17 protein-coding genes are annotated in these 16,219 nt (G+C 62.8%); 13 read left to right on the forward strand and 4 right to left on the reverse strand.

Translation table 11 applies throughout. The annotated features are described in order from the left end of the window. Positions 1-61: 61 nt before the first annotated feature. Complete coding sequence (locus AC1Q6X_RS06490; RefSeq protein ID WP_492495873.1) at positions 62-646, reverse strand: GNAT family N-acetyltransferase; 585 nt, start codon at positions 644-646, stop codon at positions 62-64. 97 nt (positions 647-743) lie between these two features. Here AC1Q6X_RS06490 and AC1Q6X_RS06495 point away from each other — a divergent pair, with 97 nt between their 5' ends. The 3 genes from AC1Q6X_RS06495 (at position 744) to AC1Q6X_RS06505 (ending at position 2,871) form a co-directional block, all read left to right on the forward strand. Continuing rightward, positions 744-1,625, forward strand: coding sequence for a LysR family transcriptional regulator (locus tag AC1Q6X_RS06495; protein WP_492495875.1), 882 nt, complete (start codon positions 744-746; stop codon positions 1,623-1,625). A gap of 165 nt (positions 1,626-1,790) precedes the next feature. Then, positions 1,791-2,408 (forward strand): hypothetical protein, encoded by a 618-nt coding sequence (locus tag AC1Q6X_RS06500; RefSeq protein ID WP_492495877.1) that lies wholly within the window; start codon positions 1,791-1,793, stop codon positions 2,406-2,408. Positions 2,409-2,412: 4 nt separating this feature from the next. Beyond that, entirely contained in the window at positions 2,413-2,871 is a 459-nt protein-coding gene (locus AC1Q6X_RS06505; RefSeq protein WP_492495879.1) for a hypothetical protein, read from the forward strand. Positions 2,872-2,874: 3 nt separating this feature from the next. Here the strand turns inward: AC1Q6X_RS06505 and AC1Q6X_RS06510 are convergent, their stop codons facing one another. After that, on the reverse strand, positions 2,875-3,930 hold the full coding sequence (locus AC1Q6X_RS06510; protein WP_492495881.1) for an NAD(P)/FAD-dependent oxidoreductase: 1,056 nt from the start codon (positions 3,928-3,930) through the stop codon (positions 2,875-2,877). 298 nt (positions 3,931-4,228) lie between these two features. Next, on the reverse strand, positions 4,229-4,495 hold the full coding sequence (locus AC1Q6X_RS06515; RefSeq protein ID WP_141749907.1) for a hypothetical protein: 267 nt from the start codon (positions 4,493-4,495) through the stop codon (positions 4,229-4,231). On the opposite strand from AC1Q6X_RS06515, the gene vioA reads away from it, so the two are divergent. The 7 genes from vioA (at position 4,476) to AC1Q6X_RS06550 (ending at position 13,184) form a co-directional block, all read left to right on the forward strand. Then, positions 4,476-5,783, forward strand: coding sequence for a flavin-dependent violacein biosynthesis tryptophan-2 monooxygenase VioA (vioA, locus tag AC1Q6X_RS06520; protein WP_492495884.1), 1,308 nt, complete (start codon positions 4,476-4,478; stop codon positions 5,781-5,783). The genes AC1Q6X_RS06515 and vioA overlap by 20 nt on opposite strands. Beyond that, positions 5,780-8,794, forward strand: coding sequence for an iminophenyl-pyruvate dimer synthase VioB (gene vioB / locus AC1Q6X_RS06525; protein ID WP_492495886.1), 3,015 nt, complete (start codon positions 5,780-5,782; stop codon positions 8,792-8,794). The genes vioA and vioB overlap by 4 nt, the downstream gene beginning before the upstream one ends. Position 8,795: 1 nt before the next feature. After that, positions 8,796-10,085, forward strand: a complete 1,290-nt coding sequence (vioC, locus tag AC1Q6X_RS06530; RefSeq protein WP_121669406.1) for an NADP-dependent violacein biosynthesis oxygenase VioC — start codon at positions 8,796-8,798, stop codon at positions 10,083-10,085. Continuing rightward, entirely contained in the window at positions 10,085-11,203 is a 1,119-nt protein-coding gene (gene vioD, locus AC1Q6X_RS06535) for a flavin-dependent violacein biosynthesis monooxygenase VioD (RefSeq protein WP_492495888.1), read from the forward strand. The genes vioC and vioD overlap by 1 nt, the downstream gene beginning before the upstream one ends. A gap of 9 nt (positions 11,204-11,212) precedes the next feature. Then, positions 11,213-11,794 carry a violacein biosynthesis enzyme VioE gene (gene vioE, locus AC1Q6X_RS06540; protein WP_070218764.1) on the forward strand — a complete coding sequence of 194 codons (582 nt, stop codon included), beginning with the start codon at positions 11,213-11,215 and terminating at the stop codon, positions 11,792-11,794. Between the two features lie 90 nt (positions 11,795-11,884). After that, complete coding sequence (locus AC1Q6X_RS06545) at positions 11,885-13,048, forward strand: MFS transporter (protein WP_492495891.1); 1,164 nt, start codon at positions 11,885-11,887, stop codon at positions 13,046-13,048. A 4-nt stretch (positions 13,049-13,052) separates the two neighbouring features. Further along, complete coding sequence (locus AC1Q6X_RS06550) at positions 13,053-13,184, forward strand: hypothetical protein (RefSeq protein ID WP_275528094.1); 132 nt, start codon at positions 13,053-13,055, stop codon at positions 13,182-13,184. A 168-nt stretch (positions 13,185-13,352) separates the two neighbouring features. Here AC1Q6X_RS06550 and AC1Q6X_RS06555 read toward each other — a convergent pair whose 3' ends face one another. Further along, a complete protein-coding gene (locus AC1Q6X_RS06555; protein ID WP_492495893.1) occupies positions 13,353-13,895 on the reverse strand; it encodes a GNAT family N-acetyltransferase in 543 nt (180 codons plus the stop codon). Between the two features lie 100 nt (positions 13,896-13,995). Between AC1Q6X_RS06555 and AC1Q6X_RS06560 the strand changes: the two genes are divergently transcribed. Genes AC1Q6X_RS06560 through AC1Q6X_RS06570 form a run of 3 tightly spaced genes read left to right on the forward strand, consistent with a single transcriptional unit; the run spans position 13,996 to position 16,185 of the window. Beyond that, positions 13,996-15,168, forward strand: a complete 1,173-nt coding sequence (locus AC1Q6X_RS06560) for a citrate synthase family protein (protein WP_492495895.1) — start codon at positions 13,996-13,998, stop codon at positions 15,166-15,168. 45 nt (positions 15,169-15,213) lie between these two features. Continuing rightward, on the forward strand, positions 15,214-15,705 hold the full coding sequence (locus tag AC1Q6X_RS06565) for a MarR family winged helix-turn-helix transcriptional regulator (protein ID WP_492495897.1): 492 nt from the start codon (positions 15,214-15,216) through the stop codon (positions 15,703-15,705). 27 nt (positions 15,706-15,732) lie between these two features. After that, complete coding sequence (locus tag AC1Q6X_RS06570) at positions 15,733-16,185, forward strand: PaaI family thioesterase (protein WP_492495899.1); 453 nt, start codon at positions 15,733-15,735, stop codon at positions 16,183-16,185. The last annotated feature ends 34 nt before the right edge of the window (positions 16,186-16,219 follow it).

A 16,219-nucleotide genomic window follows, 5' to 3' on the forward strand; every position in this document is an offset into this window, starting at 1 on the left:
GCTGCGCAAATATTTACGTTCCAGGCTGCCACGGGCCTGGGCTTGTCGGGGGCGGCGGGCGTCAGCCACGGTCGCCATCCTTGTCATCCACGGCGGCCGACACTGCCGGCGTATCGAGTTCGCGCAGCATGACGACGGACACTTGCTTGAAACCGCGGCCCTGGAAGAATTGTTGTGCTTTCAAGTTGTGCGCGCCGCATTCAAGGAACAAACGGGCGATGCCGTGGCTGCGCAGCTCGTCGGCCACCCACTCCACCAGCAAGCTGCCGATGCCGCTGCCGCGCACGGAAGGCAGCAAGACCAGGTCGTCAAGCGCGGCGAACGATTTCGAGGCGCGCTGGCGCGTATCGATGGAAACGAGGGCCATGCCGACGATGGCGTCACCGGCAGTGGCGACGGCCAGCAGGGTCGAATCGCCATGTGCCCAGTCGTGCGACAGGGCGGCGCGGATTTCGCCGCGTATCACTTCAGGCAAGTCCGCGCGCCAGTTGCCGGGCGCATCGGCCCGTTCGCCCTGCAGCTCCGAATGGGAGATATAGTCGGCGCTGACGTTGTCAAGATAGAGCTTGCACAGCGCATCTTCGGCGCTGGCGTCGTGACACCAGCTGAAGCGGATGGCGGGGGTATGGGCTTGGGCGTTTTTCATGGCGGATCTCGTGTTATTGAATTAGTAAAAGCATTTTATGTCGCCCCTGAATGGCATTCAAGTTAAAATCCATCTGTAAAACAGATAGGTGGATACGATGCAATGGACTTTGGAACAAATGCGTTACTTCGAAGCGGCCGTCGCGGCCGGTTCTTTCTCGGGCGCGGCGCGCCGGCTGGGCCGCGCGCAATCGGTGGTCAGCACCTCGATCGGGCTGCTGGAAGCGGAATTCGGCGTGGAACTGTTCGACCGTTCGCGCCGCAGCGCCGTGCTGACGGAGGCGGGCAAGGTGATGCACCTCGAAGCGTGCGAACTGCTGCGCCAGGCCGAGCGCTTGCAGCTGCGCGCCCAGCTGCTGAGCGAGGCGCCCGAAGCGCAGCTGATCCTGGCCCTGGACGAAGCCCTGCCCTACTTGGCCATCGGCACCCTGGTCAAGGAACTGGCGGCGCGCTACCCGGCGCTGGAACTGGTGATGCTCAACGCCACGGCGTCGGAAGTGGCGCAATACGTGGAGCAGCAGCAAGCCGACGTGGCTTTTCACTTCGACCGCGGCCCGATTTCTCCCGTGCTGGAGCAGCAGCACATCGGCAGCGTGGCGCAAGGCGTGTTCGTGGCCAAGGGCCACCCGATGGCGCACGGCCAGGAAGTGAGCCGCAACGAGCTGACCCGCTACCGCCAGCTGATCATGGATTCCGAGCTGAACCGCGAACATGCGTTCAGCCCCGCCGTCTGGTTTTCCGACAGTTTTTACAGCATAGCGGAAATGGTCGCGGACGAGCTGGGCTGGGCGATTTTGCCCCTGAACATCGCCAATTACGACAATTACAAGGGCTATTTGCAGGAAGTGCCCTGCCCTGCGCTGGCTTTATCCAGGCTGCCGGTGCGGCGGCTGTCGATACATGGGAAGAAGCTGAGCGAGACGAGTTTGTGGCTGACGAACAGGCTGGCGGAGTTGTTGGCGGATGGTCCTAGGGGGTGAGTGCATGCATAGCGATGCGGAATTGTTGAGGTTGTGAATACTCGATAGTCGCCCGTTCCTGAGAGCTGGTCCGGCACGCCAGGAGCGGGAGTTTACAGGCTGAGCTATGGCACAATCTGAACTTAAATGCACAACGCGCGCGGCATCGCCCGCGCCAGGAAAATAATGAGTATTAGCACCAAACTGAAAAAACTCGCAGATAAAGCCACGGACAAGGGCGAATATGCAGTCGCCGCCGCCGCCACCCATTTGTTGCAAGATATCGATTGCGTGGACAAGCAAATTAACCTGGTCGGGGCATTGCATGAAGTCGGCTACCTTCAGAATTCATTGTCTCCATACTGGAAGGAATTCAGAACTGATGAAGCGGCATGGATAGAGCGCTGTTTGGCCAGGCTTGTCACTGCCGATCATGACTATTGGGCGCTTGCTTCGCTTCTGGGGTGCAATGGTCCTGCGACCATCAGCATCGCCATTGACCAGGGCTTCAAATCCGCAGCAACAAGGTTTTACGAACGTTTCGACAAACCCAAGGTGCATGTCAATACTTTATATTTGACCGCCAATGGAAAAGTGCTGCATCCCATATTGGAAGTCGGCTATGACATAAATGCAATGACAAATGTCGACGTGGGACGAGCACGGGCACTGAGTCTGGAAAATGCGCTATGGCAGCCAGGTGATTGTTTGGGCACGGGCGGGCTTTCCATTTCCATGCAGGCCAAACTTCCGCATGGCGCATGGCGGTCGGTATGGACGGCTTTTGAAACATGGGATGCATAATGACATGATGAATGACAAGACAGTCAATGCATGGCTGGAAATGGCGCAAGACGATGAGGTGCTTGTCGATTCCGACGACATCAACCACGAAGCCAGAACCAATATGTGGAGCTTTTCGCCCACGGACGAGGAAACACCGCAGATCCATGCGGCCGATATCGTCGCCTTCATCGGCGAGGTGATCGCGGCGCGCCGCAGTGCCCTCGCTGGCGAGGATATGCTGTTCTATTGCTGGCACGACGCGCAATGCCGCCAGTTGCGCTTCAGCCTGGTGTCGCGCTCGCATGGGCGGCTGCCGTTTCGCTGCGAACTGCGCGAAACGCAGGATCTGGCGCTGATCGCCGAGCGCGTGGTCAACGGCGACTGGCGCAATGAGGATTTCATGCAGGCCCCGTCGGAGGATGGCGATGCGCAGGAGCCGGCGCCGTTCGTGCTGCCTGTGTTCGTGGCGCCTGTGCCCTAGGAATCAGCGCGCCTGAAAACGCGCGGGCCGGCAAGCCTCCAGGGCCGGCGCTGGCTCGCCAGTGACAATCTCCCCGCTGGCCAGCTGGCCCACGATGGCCGCCAGCACCACGCCCGGATGCATGGCGCACACGTACACGCCGCTCACTTGCGGCAAGTAGCCGATGACGGGTACGCCGTCTGCGGGCATGGGGCGCAGGCCGACGCAGGCGAATGCCGGCACGATGGCCTCCGCTCCCTCCAGTTCTTCCCGGATCGCGCTGGCCGTGCGTAGCGCGATGGCGGCGGGCTGGTTTTCCGGCGCGTCGTCCAGATAATCTTCCGCTGCCAGCAGGGTCCCGTCCTCGGCTTGCCGCACTTCCATTGCATGATTGGAAATGATGCCGCGCACGAGGCCGGGCGGCGACTGGTAGCGCAGGAAGATGGCGGGCGAGGCGTGGATCGGCAAGTCAACTCCCAGCTGCGCGGCCAGGCTGGCCGTGCCCGTACCCGCCGCCAGCACGACCATATCGGCCCCGATGAGGCCCGCGGCCGTCTCCACGCCCGTCACCTGTGCGTCCCGTACGGTAAAACCCAGCACGGGCGTGTGCGTGCGGACCGTTGCACCGAGCGCCTGGGCCGCCGCCAGCAAGGCGTGCGTGGCGGCAACGGCGTCGAGCGCACCCTCCTCCGGCTCGTGGACGGCCTGTTCCGGCGGCTGCCGCAGCTGAGGTTCAAGCTGGGCGATGCGCGAGCGGTCAATCAAGATGGATTCGGGCGACACACGCCCATCCTGCGTGCCATACGACAAGGCGCCGTGCCAGCGCATCGTCAAGCCCGGCACCTGCGATTCCAGCTTCCGGTAGGCTGCGATGGCGCCGCCGCGCAGGGCCGCGATGGGATCAATCCCCGCGCAGGAGGTGTTAATCCACGCAAACGAGGTGCCCGTCACGCCGGACGCGCTGGCGCCCGCCTCGACCACGGTGACTTGTGCGCCCTTGCTGGCCAGGTGGTAGGCGAGCGACGCGCCGACGATGCCGGCGCCGATGACGACGACGCGTTCTGGAGCACTTTGATTCATAGTTGACAACTTTGCTTATTTATCACAAGAGCGAGTCTACCACGGGCGCCGCAACTCCAGCGCATAGGCATGGCCATCGACAACCTTGCCTTCCACGATGGCGATATCTAGAACCCGGCAAGGCGCCGCGCAGCCGTGCGGGAACCCACCAGCCACGCCACCAGCAGCGAAGCAGCCATGGCGGAGCATTGCAATAAGTCGATGAATTCGGACATGGTGCCTCCTGTTTTCGATGAGCGTAGCAACATTCGCGCTTGATCAGCGCGCGCCTTGCAGACGACAACTACATTGATATTTATCAAACTGACAGCCCGATACCCGGGCTATTGTCGGTGCCATCTTTGATTTGAAACAGAAACTCTGCTGCCAAGAATCGACCATACCAGACGCAACGCCAGTTCTCGCCAGGCTCTTCATTTCCCAGCCGATAACGCTCGCCAAGTGCGGTAACACCCAGCGTTCCCCCTCTCTTGCCTACACGAGCTGGGGAAACTTTTGCTAACGATTTTGCAGCTTTTTTAATGAACGTTAAAAAGGAATTTCGTATGAGCACGTATTCTGACATTTGCATCATCGGCGCCGGCATAGGCGGCTTGACTTGCGCCAATCGGCTGATCGACGGCGCCGCCGGCAGGAAGCTGCGCATCCGGGTCTTCGACCTGAACGCCACCGTCGGCGGCCGCATCCAGTCGCGGAAAATAGATGGCGAGGAAATCGCCGAACTGGGCGCCGCCCGCTACTCGCCGCAGCTGCATCCGCATTTCCAGCAACTCATGCAGGGTAGCGGATTGCCGCATGCGGTCTACCCGTTCACCGAAGTCATCTCCCACGATAGCGTGCTGGAAGAGCTGAAGGCAACACTGGATGACCTGAGCCCGATGCTGAAAGAGCATCCGAATGACTCCTTCCTCGCGTTCGTCAGCCATTACCTGGGCGCCGCCAAGGCCACCCACATCATCAAGGCGACCGGCTATGACGCATTGCTGCTGCCGATGGTGTCGGCGGCCATGGCCTACGACATCATCAAGAAGCACCCGGAAACGCAGCATTTTACGGAAAACGCCGCCAACCAGTGGCGCTATGCGACCGACGGCTATCACGCGTTGCTGTGCCAGTTGCAGCACCAGGCCCAGGCCGCCGGAGTGGAATTCCGGCTCGACCATCGTCTGCTGTCCGTTGAAAAATCCGGCGCCGACCATGTGCTCGCCTTCAGCCACCATGGCGACACGCAGATGCACCGCACACGCCATCTGGTGATGGCCATCCCGCCGTCCGCCATGCCGCGCCTGAACCTGGATTTCCCGCACGCCTGGAGTCCATTCCAGTACGACTCGCTGCCCCTGTTCAAGGGCTTCCTGACGTTCGACACGGCCTGGTGGGACGCGCTCGGGCTGACCGACAAGGTGCTGATGGCGGCAAATCCCCTGCGCAAGATCTACTTCAAAAGCGACAAATATGTGCTGTTCTATACCGACAGCAAAAGCGCCGCCTACTGGCGGGACAGCCTCGAGCTCGGTGAAGACGTGTACCTGGAGCGTGTCCGCAGCCACCTGGAAGAAGTGCTGCCGCTCGACGGTCAGCCGCTGCCGCAGATCAAGGCGCACTTTCACAAGTTCTGGCCCCATGGCGTCGAGTTTTGCGTGGAGCCGGAAGCCGAGCACCCGGCCGTCCTGCTGCACCGGGACGGCATCATTTCCTGTTCGGATGCGTATACCGCGCATTGCGGCTGGATGGAAGGCAGCCTGATCAGTGCCCAGCAAGCCAGCGGCCTGTTGCTGCAACGGCTAGATCAGCTGGAAGACGTCGCCGCCGCCAACGATACCTTCATCACTACCTCGACCGAGCGCGCATGAGCCTACTTGACTTCCCCCGCCTGCATTTTCGGGGTTTTGCCCGCGCCAATGTGCCGACCGGGAATCGCAATACGCATGGCAACATCGATATCGCCACGAATGCGGTATCGATGGCGGGCGAAGCTGTCGACCTGAGCCGGCCGCCGGCTGAATTCCATGCGCACCTGAAACAGCTTGCCCCCCGTTTCAATGCGGAGGGCAAGCCCGATCCGGACGGCATCTTCAGCCAGGCGGCGGGCTATAACTTTTGCGGCAACAATCATTTCTCGTGGGAGAACGCGCGGATCACGGGCGTCCAGCTGCGCGATGGCGAGGTCGATACGCAAGACGCGCTGGTGGGCGCCAAGCTGGCGCTGTGGGGCCACTACAACGAGTATCTGCGTACGACGTTCAACCGCGCCAGGTGGATCGACAACAACCCGGCCCAGCCGGACACCACGCTGATCTACGCCGGCCAGTTCACCTTGAGCGACAAACTGGCCACGCCAAACACGCCCACCTTGTTCACCGCCGACATCGCGCAGGCGCATTCGGTGCGCTGGCTCGGCAGCGGCCATATCACGGAACGCAGCGGGCATTTCCTGGATGATGAATTCGGTCGCTCCAGGCTGTTCCAGTTTTCCGTGGCAAAGGGGGACCCGCATTTCCTGTTCAATGCGGACCTGCCGCTGCCGGCCAGCATGCATGCCTTGCAGCAAGCCCTGGCCGACGACGAGGTGCTGGGACTGACGGTGCAGTATTGCCTGTTCAACATGTCCACGCCGCAAAAACCCGACTCGCCCGTTTTCTACGATCTGGCTGGCAGCATCGGCCTGTGGCGGCGCGACGAGCTGGCCACCTATCCGGCCGGCCGCCTACTGCAGCCGCGCCAGGGCAGCCTGGGGCCGGTGCTGGTAAAAGTACATGCGGACCGCGTCTCGTTCAACATGCCGACCGCCATTCCGTTCACCACGCGCGGCACGGGCGCCGTCTCGGAACAGCATCCGACGCATGCCCTGGGCGGCAAGCAGGCGCTGGGCGAGCTGTTGCTGCATGACGGCGCCGGCACCTTGCTGGCCCGGATTCCCGAGCAGCTGTACCGCGACTATTGGCGCCATCATGGCGTCTTCGATGTGCCGCTGCAACATGCCGCCGCCTCGGGTTCGCTCAGCCTGGGCAGCGCGCAGGCGCAGTGGGAAGAAGCCGACTGGGTGCTGCAATCGGACAGCAACCAGCTGTACCTGGAAGCGCCGAACCGGAAAAAGCACGAGCAATTTCCGCAGACGATCACCGTACAAAGCCGCTTCCGCGGCGCGCTGGCGGCACCCGCAGACCTCTCGGCGCAGGCCGAGGACGGTGCGCTGCTGGCCGTGGAGCAGCAGCCGTCGCCGCTCGGGCATGGCTACACGGGGCTGACCCTGACGGGCCGCCAGCCGGGCGCGACCAGGATCGTGCTGGGGACCGGCAACGACAAACAGTACCTCGGCGTGCGCGTGCTGCCCGACGACTGGGACCTCGACGACGTACCGGCCGAACAGGTCGACTACGCCTTCCTCTACCGGCATGTGATGAGCTACTACGAGCTCGTGTACCCCTTCATGTCGGACAAGGTCTTCAGCCTGGCGGACCAGTGCAAGTGCGAAACGTATTCGCGCCTGATGTGGCAGATGTGCGACCCGCAGAACCGCGACAAGAGCTATTACATGCCCAGCACCCGCGAACTGTCGCTGCCGAAGTCGCGCCTGTTCCTCAAATACCTGACGCAGGTCGAGGCAAAGGCCAAGGCGGCGCTGCCGCAACCGGCGGCACAGCATGCCATCGGCTGCAAGGCGGAGCTGATCGACGAGCTGAAGAAGGCCATCGACCTGGAATTGTCGCTGATGCTGCAATACCTGTATGCCGCGTATTCGATTCCCAATTACGCGCAGGGGGCGGCGCTGGTGCGGGCCGGCCGCTGGCTGCCGGCCGAGCTGGAACTGGCCTGCGGCGGCGAAGACCGGCGCCGCAACAGCGGTACGCGCGGCGCGCTGCTGGAAATCGCCCATGAAGAAATGATTCACTACTTATTAGTCAACAATGTGTTGATGGCGCTGGGCGAACCGTTTTATAGCGGCACCCCGGTGCTGGGCCAGCAGGCGCGCCAGCGTTTCGGCCTGGACACGGAATTCGCCTTCGAGCCATTTTCCGAACACGTGCTGGCCCGCTTCGTGCGTTTCGAATGGCCCGACTATATTCCCACGCCGGGCAAATCCATCGCGACCTTCTATACGGCGATCCGCCAGGCCGTGGCCGAGCTGCCCGGCCTGTTCGAGAGCGGCGGCGGCAAGCGCGGCGGCGAACACCACCTGTTCCTGAAAGAACTGACCAACCGCGCCTATCCCGGCTACCAGCTGGAGGTGTCCGACCGCGACAGCGCGCTGTTCGCCATCGACTTCGTCACCGAGCAGGGAGAAGGCGTGGCTGTCGATTCGCCACATTTCGCCTCGTCCCATTTCCACCGCCTGCGTGCCGTCGCCGGCAAGTTTTCAGCCTGCGACAAGCCGTTCGAGCCAGCCCTGCCGGCGCTGAAGAATCCCGTGCTGGAAGCGCGCGCGGACTGCAGCGTGGTGACCGACCCGAAGGCGCGCGCGCTGATGCGGCTGTATCAGGGGTGCTACGAACTGACCTTCCTGCTGATGGCGCACCATTTCGCGCAGCAGCCGCTGGGCAGCCTGCGCCGCTCGCGCCTGATGAACGCCTCGATCGACATCATGACCGGCCTGTTGCGCCCCCTGTCGGCGGCCCTGATGAACATGCCGTCCGGCTTGCCCGGCCGCCACGCGGGACCGCCCGTGCCCGAGCCGGTCGGCAGCCGGGTCAGCAGCGACTACAGCCTGGGCTGCGACATGCTGGCGCAGAAATGCCTGGCGCTGGCGCAGTACGCGCGCAGCCTTGAGAGCGATGTCATCGGCATGGCGCCGATAGAAATGTTGGAGTTTTTCAATCAGCAACTTACCGATTTATCTCGGGGAAAGATGTCAAGAGAGGCCTGAAATGCATAAAATCATTATCGTCGGCGGAGGCCTGGCAGGTAGCCTCAGCGCCATTTATCTGGCGCAACGGGGACACGATGTCCACGTTGTCGAAAAACGCGGCGATCCGCTGCTGGAGAATGCCGCAAACGCCGACCCGGTCAACTCGCGCGCCATCGGCGTGAGCATGACCGTGCGCGGCATCAAGGCCGTCCTGGGAGCCGGCATCAATAAACAGGAGCTCGACCAGTGCGGCGAGCCCATCGTCGGCATGGCGTTCAGCGTGGGCGGCCGGCACCGCATACGCGAGCTGACCCCGCTCGAAGGCCTGTTTCCCCTGTCGCTGGATCGCACGGCCTTCCAGCGCCTGCTGAACCGGCATGCCGTCAAGCACGAGGTGAAGTATTACTTTGAGCATAAATGCCTGGATGTCGACCTGGAAAGAAAGAGCGTACTGATTCAGGCCCCGGACGGCGCCGTACGGCAGTTGGATGGCGACCTGATCATTGGCGCAGACGGCGCCCATTCCGCGGTACGGCGCGCCATGCAAAGCGGCGTGCGCCGCTTTGAATTCAGGCAGAGTTACTTCCGCCATGGCTACAAAACCTTGGTGTTGCCGAACGCGGCGGACTTGGGTTTCAGGAAGGATTTGCTGTACTTCTTCGGCATGGATTCCAAGGGGCTGTTTGCCGGTCGCGCGGCCACCATTCCGGACGGCAGCATCAGCTTTGCCCTGTGCCTGCCCTACACCGGCACACCGAGCCTGGGCACGCTGAACCGCGAAGCCATGGCCGACTTCTTCAGCCGCTACTTCGGCAGCCTGCCGCCGGAGCACCGCAAGGAGATGCTGGACCAGTTCATGACGCTGCCCAGTAACGACCTCATCAATGTCCGCTCCAGCACCTTCCATTACAAGGCCAATATCCTGCTGATCGGCGATGCGGCGCATGCCACCGCCCCCTTCCTCGGACAAGGCATGAACATGGCGCTGGAAGACGTCCACGTCTTCGTTTCCCTGCTGGAAAAGCATGGCAATGCCCTGGGCCCCGCCCTGTCCGAATTCACGCAGCAGCGCAAGGTGCAGGCCGACGCCATGCAGGACATGGCCATCGCCAACTATGAAGCGCTGAGCAATCCGAATCTGATTTTCTTCCTGCAGACGCGCTACACGCGCTACATGCACAAGAAATTCCCCCGTGTTTATCCGCCAGACATGGCGGAGAAACTGTACTTCACATCGGTTCCTTACGATGAACTGCAGCAAATCCAGAAGAAACAAAACGTTTGGTACAAACTTGGAAGGGTAAATTAATGAACATTCTCGTTATCGGCGCAGGACCCGCAGGACTGATCTTTGCCAGTCAGATGAAACAGGCCCAACCCGGCTGGAATATCAGCATTACGGAAAAAAATACCCCGGAAGAAGTGCTGGGCTGGGGCGTGGTGCTGCCGGGACGGCCGCCGCGCCATCCTGCCAATCCGCTCTCCTACCTGGAGCAGCCGGAACGGCTCAATCCCCAGTTCCTGGAAGAATTCAAGCTCGTGCATCACGACCAGCCCAACCTGATGAGCACCGGCGTGACCCTGTGCGGCGTGGGACGCCAGGCCCTGGTGCAGGCCTTGCGCGCCAAGTGCGTGGCGGCCGGCATCGCCATCCGCTATGAAACGCCGCCGGCGGACAAGGCGCAGCTGGAAGCCGAGTACGACCTGGTGGTGGTGTCGAATGGCGTCAATTACAAATCGCTGGACTTGCCGCCCGCGCTGGCGCCGCACATCGATTTCGGCCGCAACAAATACATCTGGTACGGCACCACCCAGCTGTTCGACCAGATGAACCTGGTGTTCCGCAGCAATGACCAAGGGATTTTCATCGGCCATGCCTATAAATACTCGGACACGATGAGCACCTTTATCGTCGAATGCAGCGAAGAAACCTACGCCAAGGCGGGGCTGGAGGCGCTGTCCGAACGCGACGCCGCCGCGTATATCGCCCAAACCTTCAAGGCCGAACTCGGTGAGCACGGGTTGCAGAGCCAACCGGGCCAGGGCTGGCGCAACTTCATGACTCTCAGCCGCGACCGGGCCTGCGACGGCAAGTTCGTGCTGCTCGGCGATGCGCTGCAATCGGGGCATTTTTCCATCGGCCATGGCACCACCATGGCGGTGGTGGCAGCCCTGCTGCTGGTCAAGATCCTCCATACCGAAGCCGGCGCGGCGGCCGCCCTGGACAGCTTCAACGCGCGCGCCGTGCCCCTGATGCAATTGTTCAAGGACCACGCCAACAGCAGCCGCCTGTGGTTTGAAAGTGTGGGCGAGCGTATCGGACTGAGCAATGAGGAGCTGACCGCCAGCTTCGACGCGCGCCGCAAGGACTTGCCGTCGCTGCAGGAAGCGCTGATGGCCAGCCTCGGCTACGCGCTGGGCCGCTAGGGAGCTGCCATGCCGACACACCTCGCCCCGCCGCTGCTGCCGCTGCAATGGAGCAGCGCCTATATTTCCTACTGGACACCGATGCAGGAGGACGACCAGGTCACATCCGGCTATTGCTGGTTCGACTATGCACGCAACATCTGCCGCATCGATGGCCTGTTCAATCCCTGGTCGGAAAAGGAACATGGGCACCTGCTGTGGATGTCGGAAATCGGCGATGCCAGGCGCGAACAAAGCCGCAAGCAGAAAGTGGCCTACGCAAGGCAGGCGGAGGCAACTGGCGAGCAACTGCAGGGCACGGCGCTGGCCGACGAGGTCACGCCGTTCCATGACTTGTTCCTGCCGCAAGCCGTGCTGCTGGACGGCGGCGCGCGTCACGACGGCCGCCACACTGTGCTGGGCCAGGAGGCGGACGCCTGGGTAGTCGAGCGTGCGGGCAAGCCGCCATCGGTCTTTTACCTGGAGACCGGCGGCAACCGCCTGCTGCGCATGGTCACCGGCAATGACCCGCAGCACCTTTCGGTACGCGACTTCCCCAACCTGCTAGTCGGCGACATTCCGGATAGCGTCTTTACGTCTTGCAACACCTGACCAGGATGTGGCGCGCGCCCGAGCCCCATGCGGCCTAGGCGCGCGCCCGCCTGGCGAGTGTTTTAGTTATTAATCTCGAAGGATATTGCTATGCCGCTGGTTGTTTACATTCTGGGGTTGACGATCTTTTCGTTAACGACATCCGAATTCATGGTGGCGGGCATGATGCCGTCGCTGGCCCTGGCCATGGACGAACCGGTGACACGGATCGGCTACCTGATCTCGCTCTATGCCATGGGCATGGTCGTCGGCGGGCCGCTGAGCACCATTGCCTTGCTCAAACTGCGCGTGCCGAACAAGAAGGGACTGCTGTGGCTGCTGGGCTTTTATATCCTTGCCCAATCCGTCGCCGCCTCGGCCACCAGCTATGACATGCTGGCCATCGCACGCGTGGTCACGGGCGTGGCGGCCTCCACCTGCTTTGGCTTGTCCCTGGCCATTTGTGCCGACATCGTCAACCCCAACGCGCGCGGACGCGCCGCCGCCGTCGTGATCGGCGGCCTCATGCTCGCTTCGGTGGTCGGCGTGCCGGTCGCCACGCTCATCGACCAGCACCTGGGATGGCGCGCCAGCTTCTGGCTGGTGGTACTGCTGGCGCTCTTGTGCCTGGCGCTGATCACCGTGCTGGTGCCGCGCGCCAAGCCGTCCGAAATCGTCAGCCTCGGCAAGGAACTGGGGGAGTTCCGCAACCGCCATCTGTGGGCAGCGTATGCCAGCAGCGGCCTCATCATCGGCGCGATTTTCGCGGCGTTCAGTTACTTCGCGGCCATCCTGACGGAAATTACCGGCTTTCCAGCGTCTTCGATCCCCTGGCTGCTGGGCGTCTATGGCATCGCGAACGTGGTAGGCAATGGCGTGGTCGGCCGTTATGCGGACCGCTACACCACGCCCATCATGGTCTGGGGCATGGTCATCCTGAGCATCAGCCTGGCACTGTTCGCGGTCTTTGCGCACGACAAGGCCATCAGCGTCGCCTTGCTGGTCATCACAGGCCTCGTGGGCATGTCGATGAATCCCGCCATCATCGCCCGCGTGATGAAAACCGCCCATCCCGGGCCCCTGGTCAACACCGTCCATACCTCCGTCATCAACATCGGCCTGGGCGCCGGCTCATGGCTCGGAGGCCTCGGCATTGCCGCCGGCTACGGCTTGCGCTCCCCACTGTGGGTCGGCGTCGCGCTGGCAGTGCTTGGATTAATCAGCTTGCTGCCTTACCTCGGGCACAGGTCGCGCGATTCGGTGCTGTCGCATTAACGGTATGCGTGCGGACCGTGGCGCCGAGCGCCCCGGCCGCTGCCAGCAAGGCGTGGGTTGCGGCAACGGCGTCGATGGCGCCCTGCTCCGGCTCGTGGACAGCCTGTTCCGGCGTTTGCCGCAACTGTGGTGCTAGCCAGGCAAATCAGGTCCCCGTCACGCCGGACGCGATGCCGCCTGCCTCGACCACGGTGACTTGTGGCCCTTGCTGGCACGGTGGTAGGCGAGCGACGCGCCGACGATGCCAATGCGTTCTGCGCGTTTTGGGTCCTCATGATTCATATCTGTCAACGTTGCTTATTTATTACCTGGCAGAGTCTACCCCAGCCGAGCGCAACTGCAGCGCATAGGCATGGCCATCGACAACCTTGCCTTCCACGATGGCGATATCGGGCACGGCCATTCCCTGCACGAAACCGCAGCGCTCCAGCACGCGGATCGACGCCGCATTGCCGTCGATGGCGTAGGCGCACAGGCTGGCCAGCTGCCATTCGTTTTGCGCCAGATCAATCAGATGGCGCAGCGCGGCCGTGGCCAGGCCCTTGCCAGCCTGTAATTCCCCGATGCGGTAGCCGACTTCGGCCGTTTGCGTCAGCCCGTCGATATCCTTGAGGTTGGCGCGGCCGATCAATTGTCCGTGTTCATCCGTGATGATGCAGGGGTGCATGCGGCCCTGTGCGTGCTGGTCCAGGAATTGCGCGACGTGGGCATGAATGCCGTCGAGGCTGTAAAAATCATCGGCGCGCCGGTCGATATGGCGCTCGAACCAGGCCCGGTTGGCTTGCTCGAAGGCCAGCAAGGGCGCGGCATCGCCGGGGCGCAGGCTGCGAATGGTAAATATGCTCATGGAGACTCCTGGAAAGGCATGAGTCTAGTGACGTGCCGCCCGGCCCGTCAATCTTGATTGCATCAATCAATGTAAAGCGACAGCCGCTACAATGGCCGCCATGAACAACGATCTGTCCGCTGCCGAGGCTGCGCGCCTCTTGAACGTCAGCCTGCCCACCCTGTATTCCTATGTGAGCCGGGGCTTGCTCGCTTCCGTCAGCAATGGGGCATCGCGCCGCAAGCGCTATCCGCACGAAGACGTGTTGCGCCTGGCGGCTCGCAAGAACGACGCCAAACGCGGTGGCCAGACGGCCGTGGCCGCCATGCACTGGGGCTTGCCCGTGCTGGAGACGCGCATTTCCCACATTCTCGATGGACGACTGCTGTACCGGGGCTGCGATGCGACGGCATTGGCCGAGTCCGCGACGCTGGAAGCGACTGCCGGCCTGCTGTGGGACGACAACGCGAGCGACTATTTTCAGCAGGACGCGCCGGTCCTGCCGCCAGGGCTGGCCAGTACTCCGAATGCGACGCCGCTGGCGCGCGCCATGTTCGCCATGGCCATGCTGACGACGGCGGACATTCCGCACTCGCTGCCATCCGGCCCCGCCCTGATGCGCATCCTGGCCGCCGCCCTGCTCAGGACGCCGCCGTCCGCCCTGCCGCTGCACCTGCAGCTGGCCCAGGCGTGGCAAGCCGATGCGGAGCGAACGGAACTGCTGCGCGCGGCCCTCGTGCTGCTGGCCGACCATGAATTGAACGCGTCGACCTTTGCCGTACGCTGCGTCGCTTCGACGGGCGCCAGCCTGCCCGCCGCGCTGATGGCCGGGTTGGGTGCCTTGTCCGGAGACAAGCACGGCGGCGGCAGCGCGGCGGCCAGGCGCATGTTGACGCAGGCGCTGGCCGCACCGGACGCCAGGGCCGCCATCAGCCAGTATTACAAGACCATCGCACCGGAATTTGCCGGCTTTGGCCATCCGCTGTATCCAGACGGCGACCCGCGCGCCGCGTATCTGCTGGACCGCTTGTCGGCGCTGTCGCCCGGACACCCCCATCTGTCCGCCATTCTGTGCGTCTGCGCCACGGCAAGCGAACTGCTCGATGCCCGCCCGAATGCCGACCTGGCGCTGGCCGCCATGGAACTGGCGTTCGGCTGGCCTGAGGGCGCGGGCATGGTGGTGTTTGCGCTGGCCCGCTCGGCCGGCTGGATAGCACATGCCGCCGAGCAAGCCGCCAGCGCGGCACTGATACGGCCACGCGCCCGCTACGTGGGGCGCCACCAGCGCGACTGAAAATAGTCGCTTGATTTATTACGCATACGTAGTAGTATACTTCGCATGCGTACCAATACCTCCCTCCAGCCAGACCTTTCCGATGCCGCCGCCTGCCCGCTGGGCGAGCGTTCGCCGCGCCTGTTCAATCTGCTCAACCTGGCGCGCCAGAACCTGTTCCGCTCGGCCGATGCCGTTTTCACCAGCGAACTAGGCTTTTCCGGCACGCAAGTGGTCGCCCTGTTTGCCCTGAAGGGCGAGGAAGGCTGCCAATTGAAGGATCTGGGGCGGGCATTGCAGCTGAAAAACTCGGCCGTAACGGGCCTGGTGGCGCGCATGGAAGAAAACGGCCTGATCGTGCGCGGCCAGTCGGCGCTCGACGCGCGCGCCGGCACCCTGCACATGTCGGCCAAGGGCGGCGAGGTACTGGCCCATGCCCTGCCACTGCTCGACAGCCTGAATGAACAACTGAAGCTAGGCTTCAGCGAGGAAGAGCTGGCCATCGTCGCCCGCTTCCTGCTGCACGCCTCGCGCCTGCGTTTCAAGCAAGACATTTAACCTGACCATCACCCTACAGGAGTTACCATGCACCCCAACGACATGACCGGCTTGCAACTGATGCAAGCGTTCGCGCAAGGCTTGTTCCCCCGGCCCGGCATTTCCAAGACCATGCCCATGGATGCGCACACGATCGAGCACGGCCGCGTGATCTTCACGGCCACGGCGAATGAAAACCACACGAATCCCATGGGCGGCGTGCACGGCGGTTTCGCCGCCACCGTGCTCGACACGGTCACGGGCTGCGCCACGCACACGGTCTTGCCGGCCGGCGAAAGCTACGGCACGACGGACCTGAACATCAAGATGTGCCGCCCCCTGCCCTTCAACGTGCCGGTCTATGCGGAAGGCAAAGTCATCAATGCAGGCCGCAACCTGGTCATTTCGGAAGGCACGATCCGCGACGAAGCCGGCAAAGTGTACGCGCACGCGACGGCCACCTGCATGATCATCCGTCCCCGGGAACAAGCGGGCGCCTGATAAGGCTATTGGAAATCGCCTGGTGGAATCGCCC

Source organism: Janthinobacterium sp. GW823-FHT06H09, assembly GCF_058794735.1.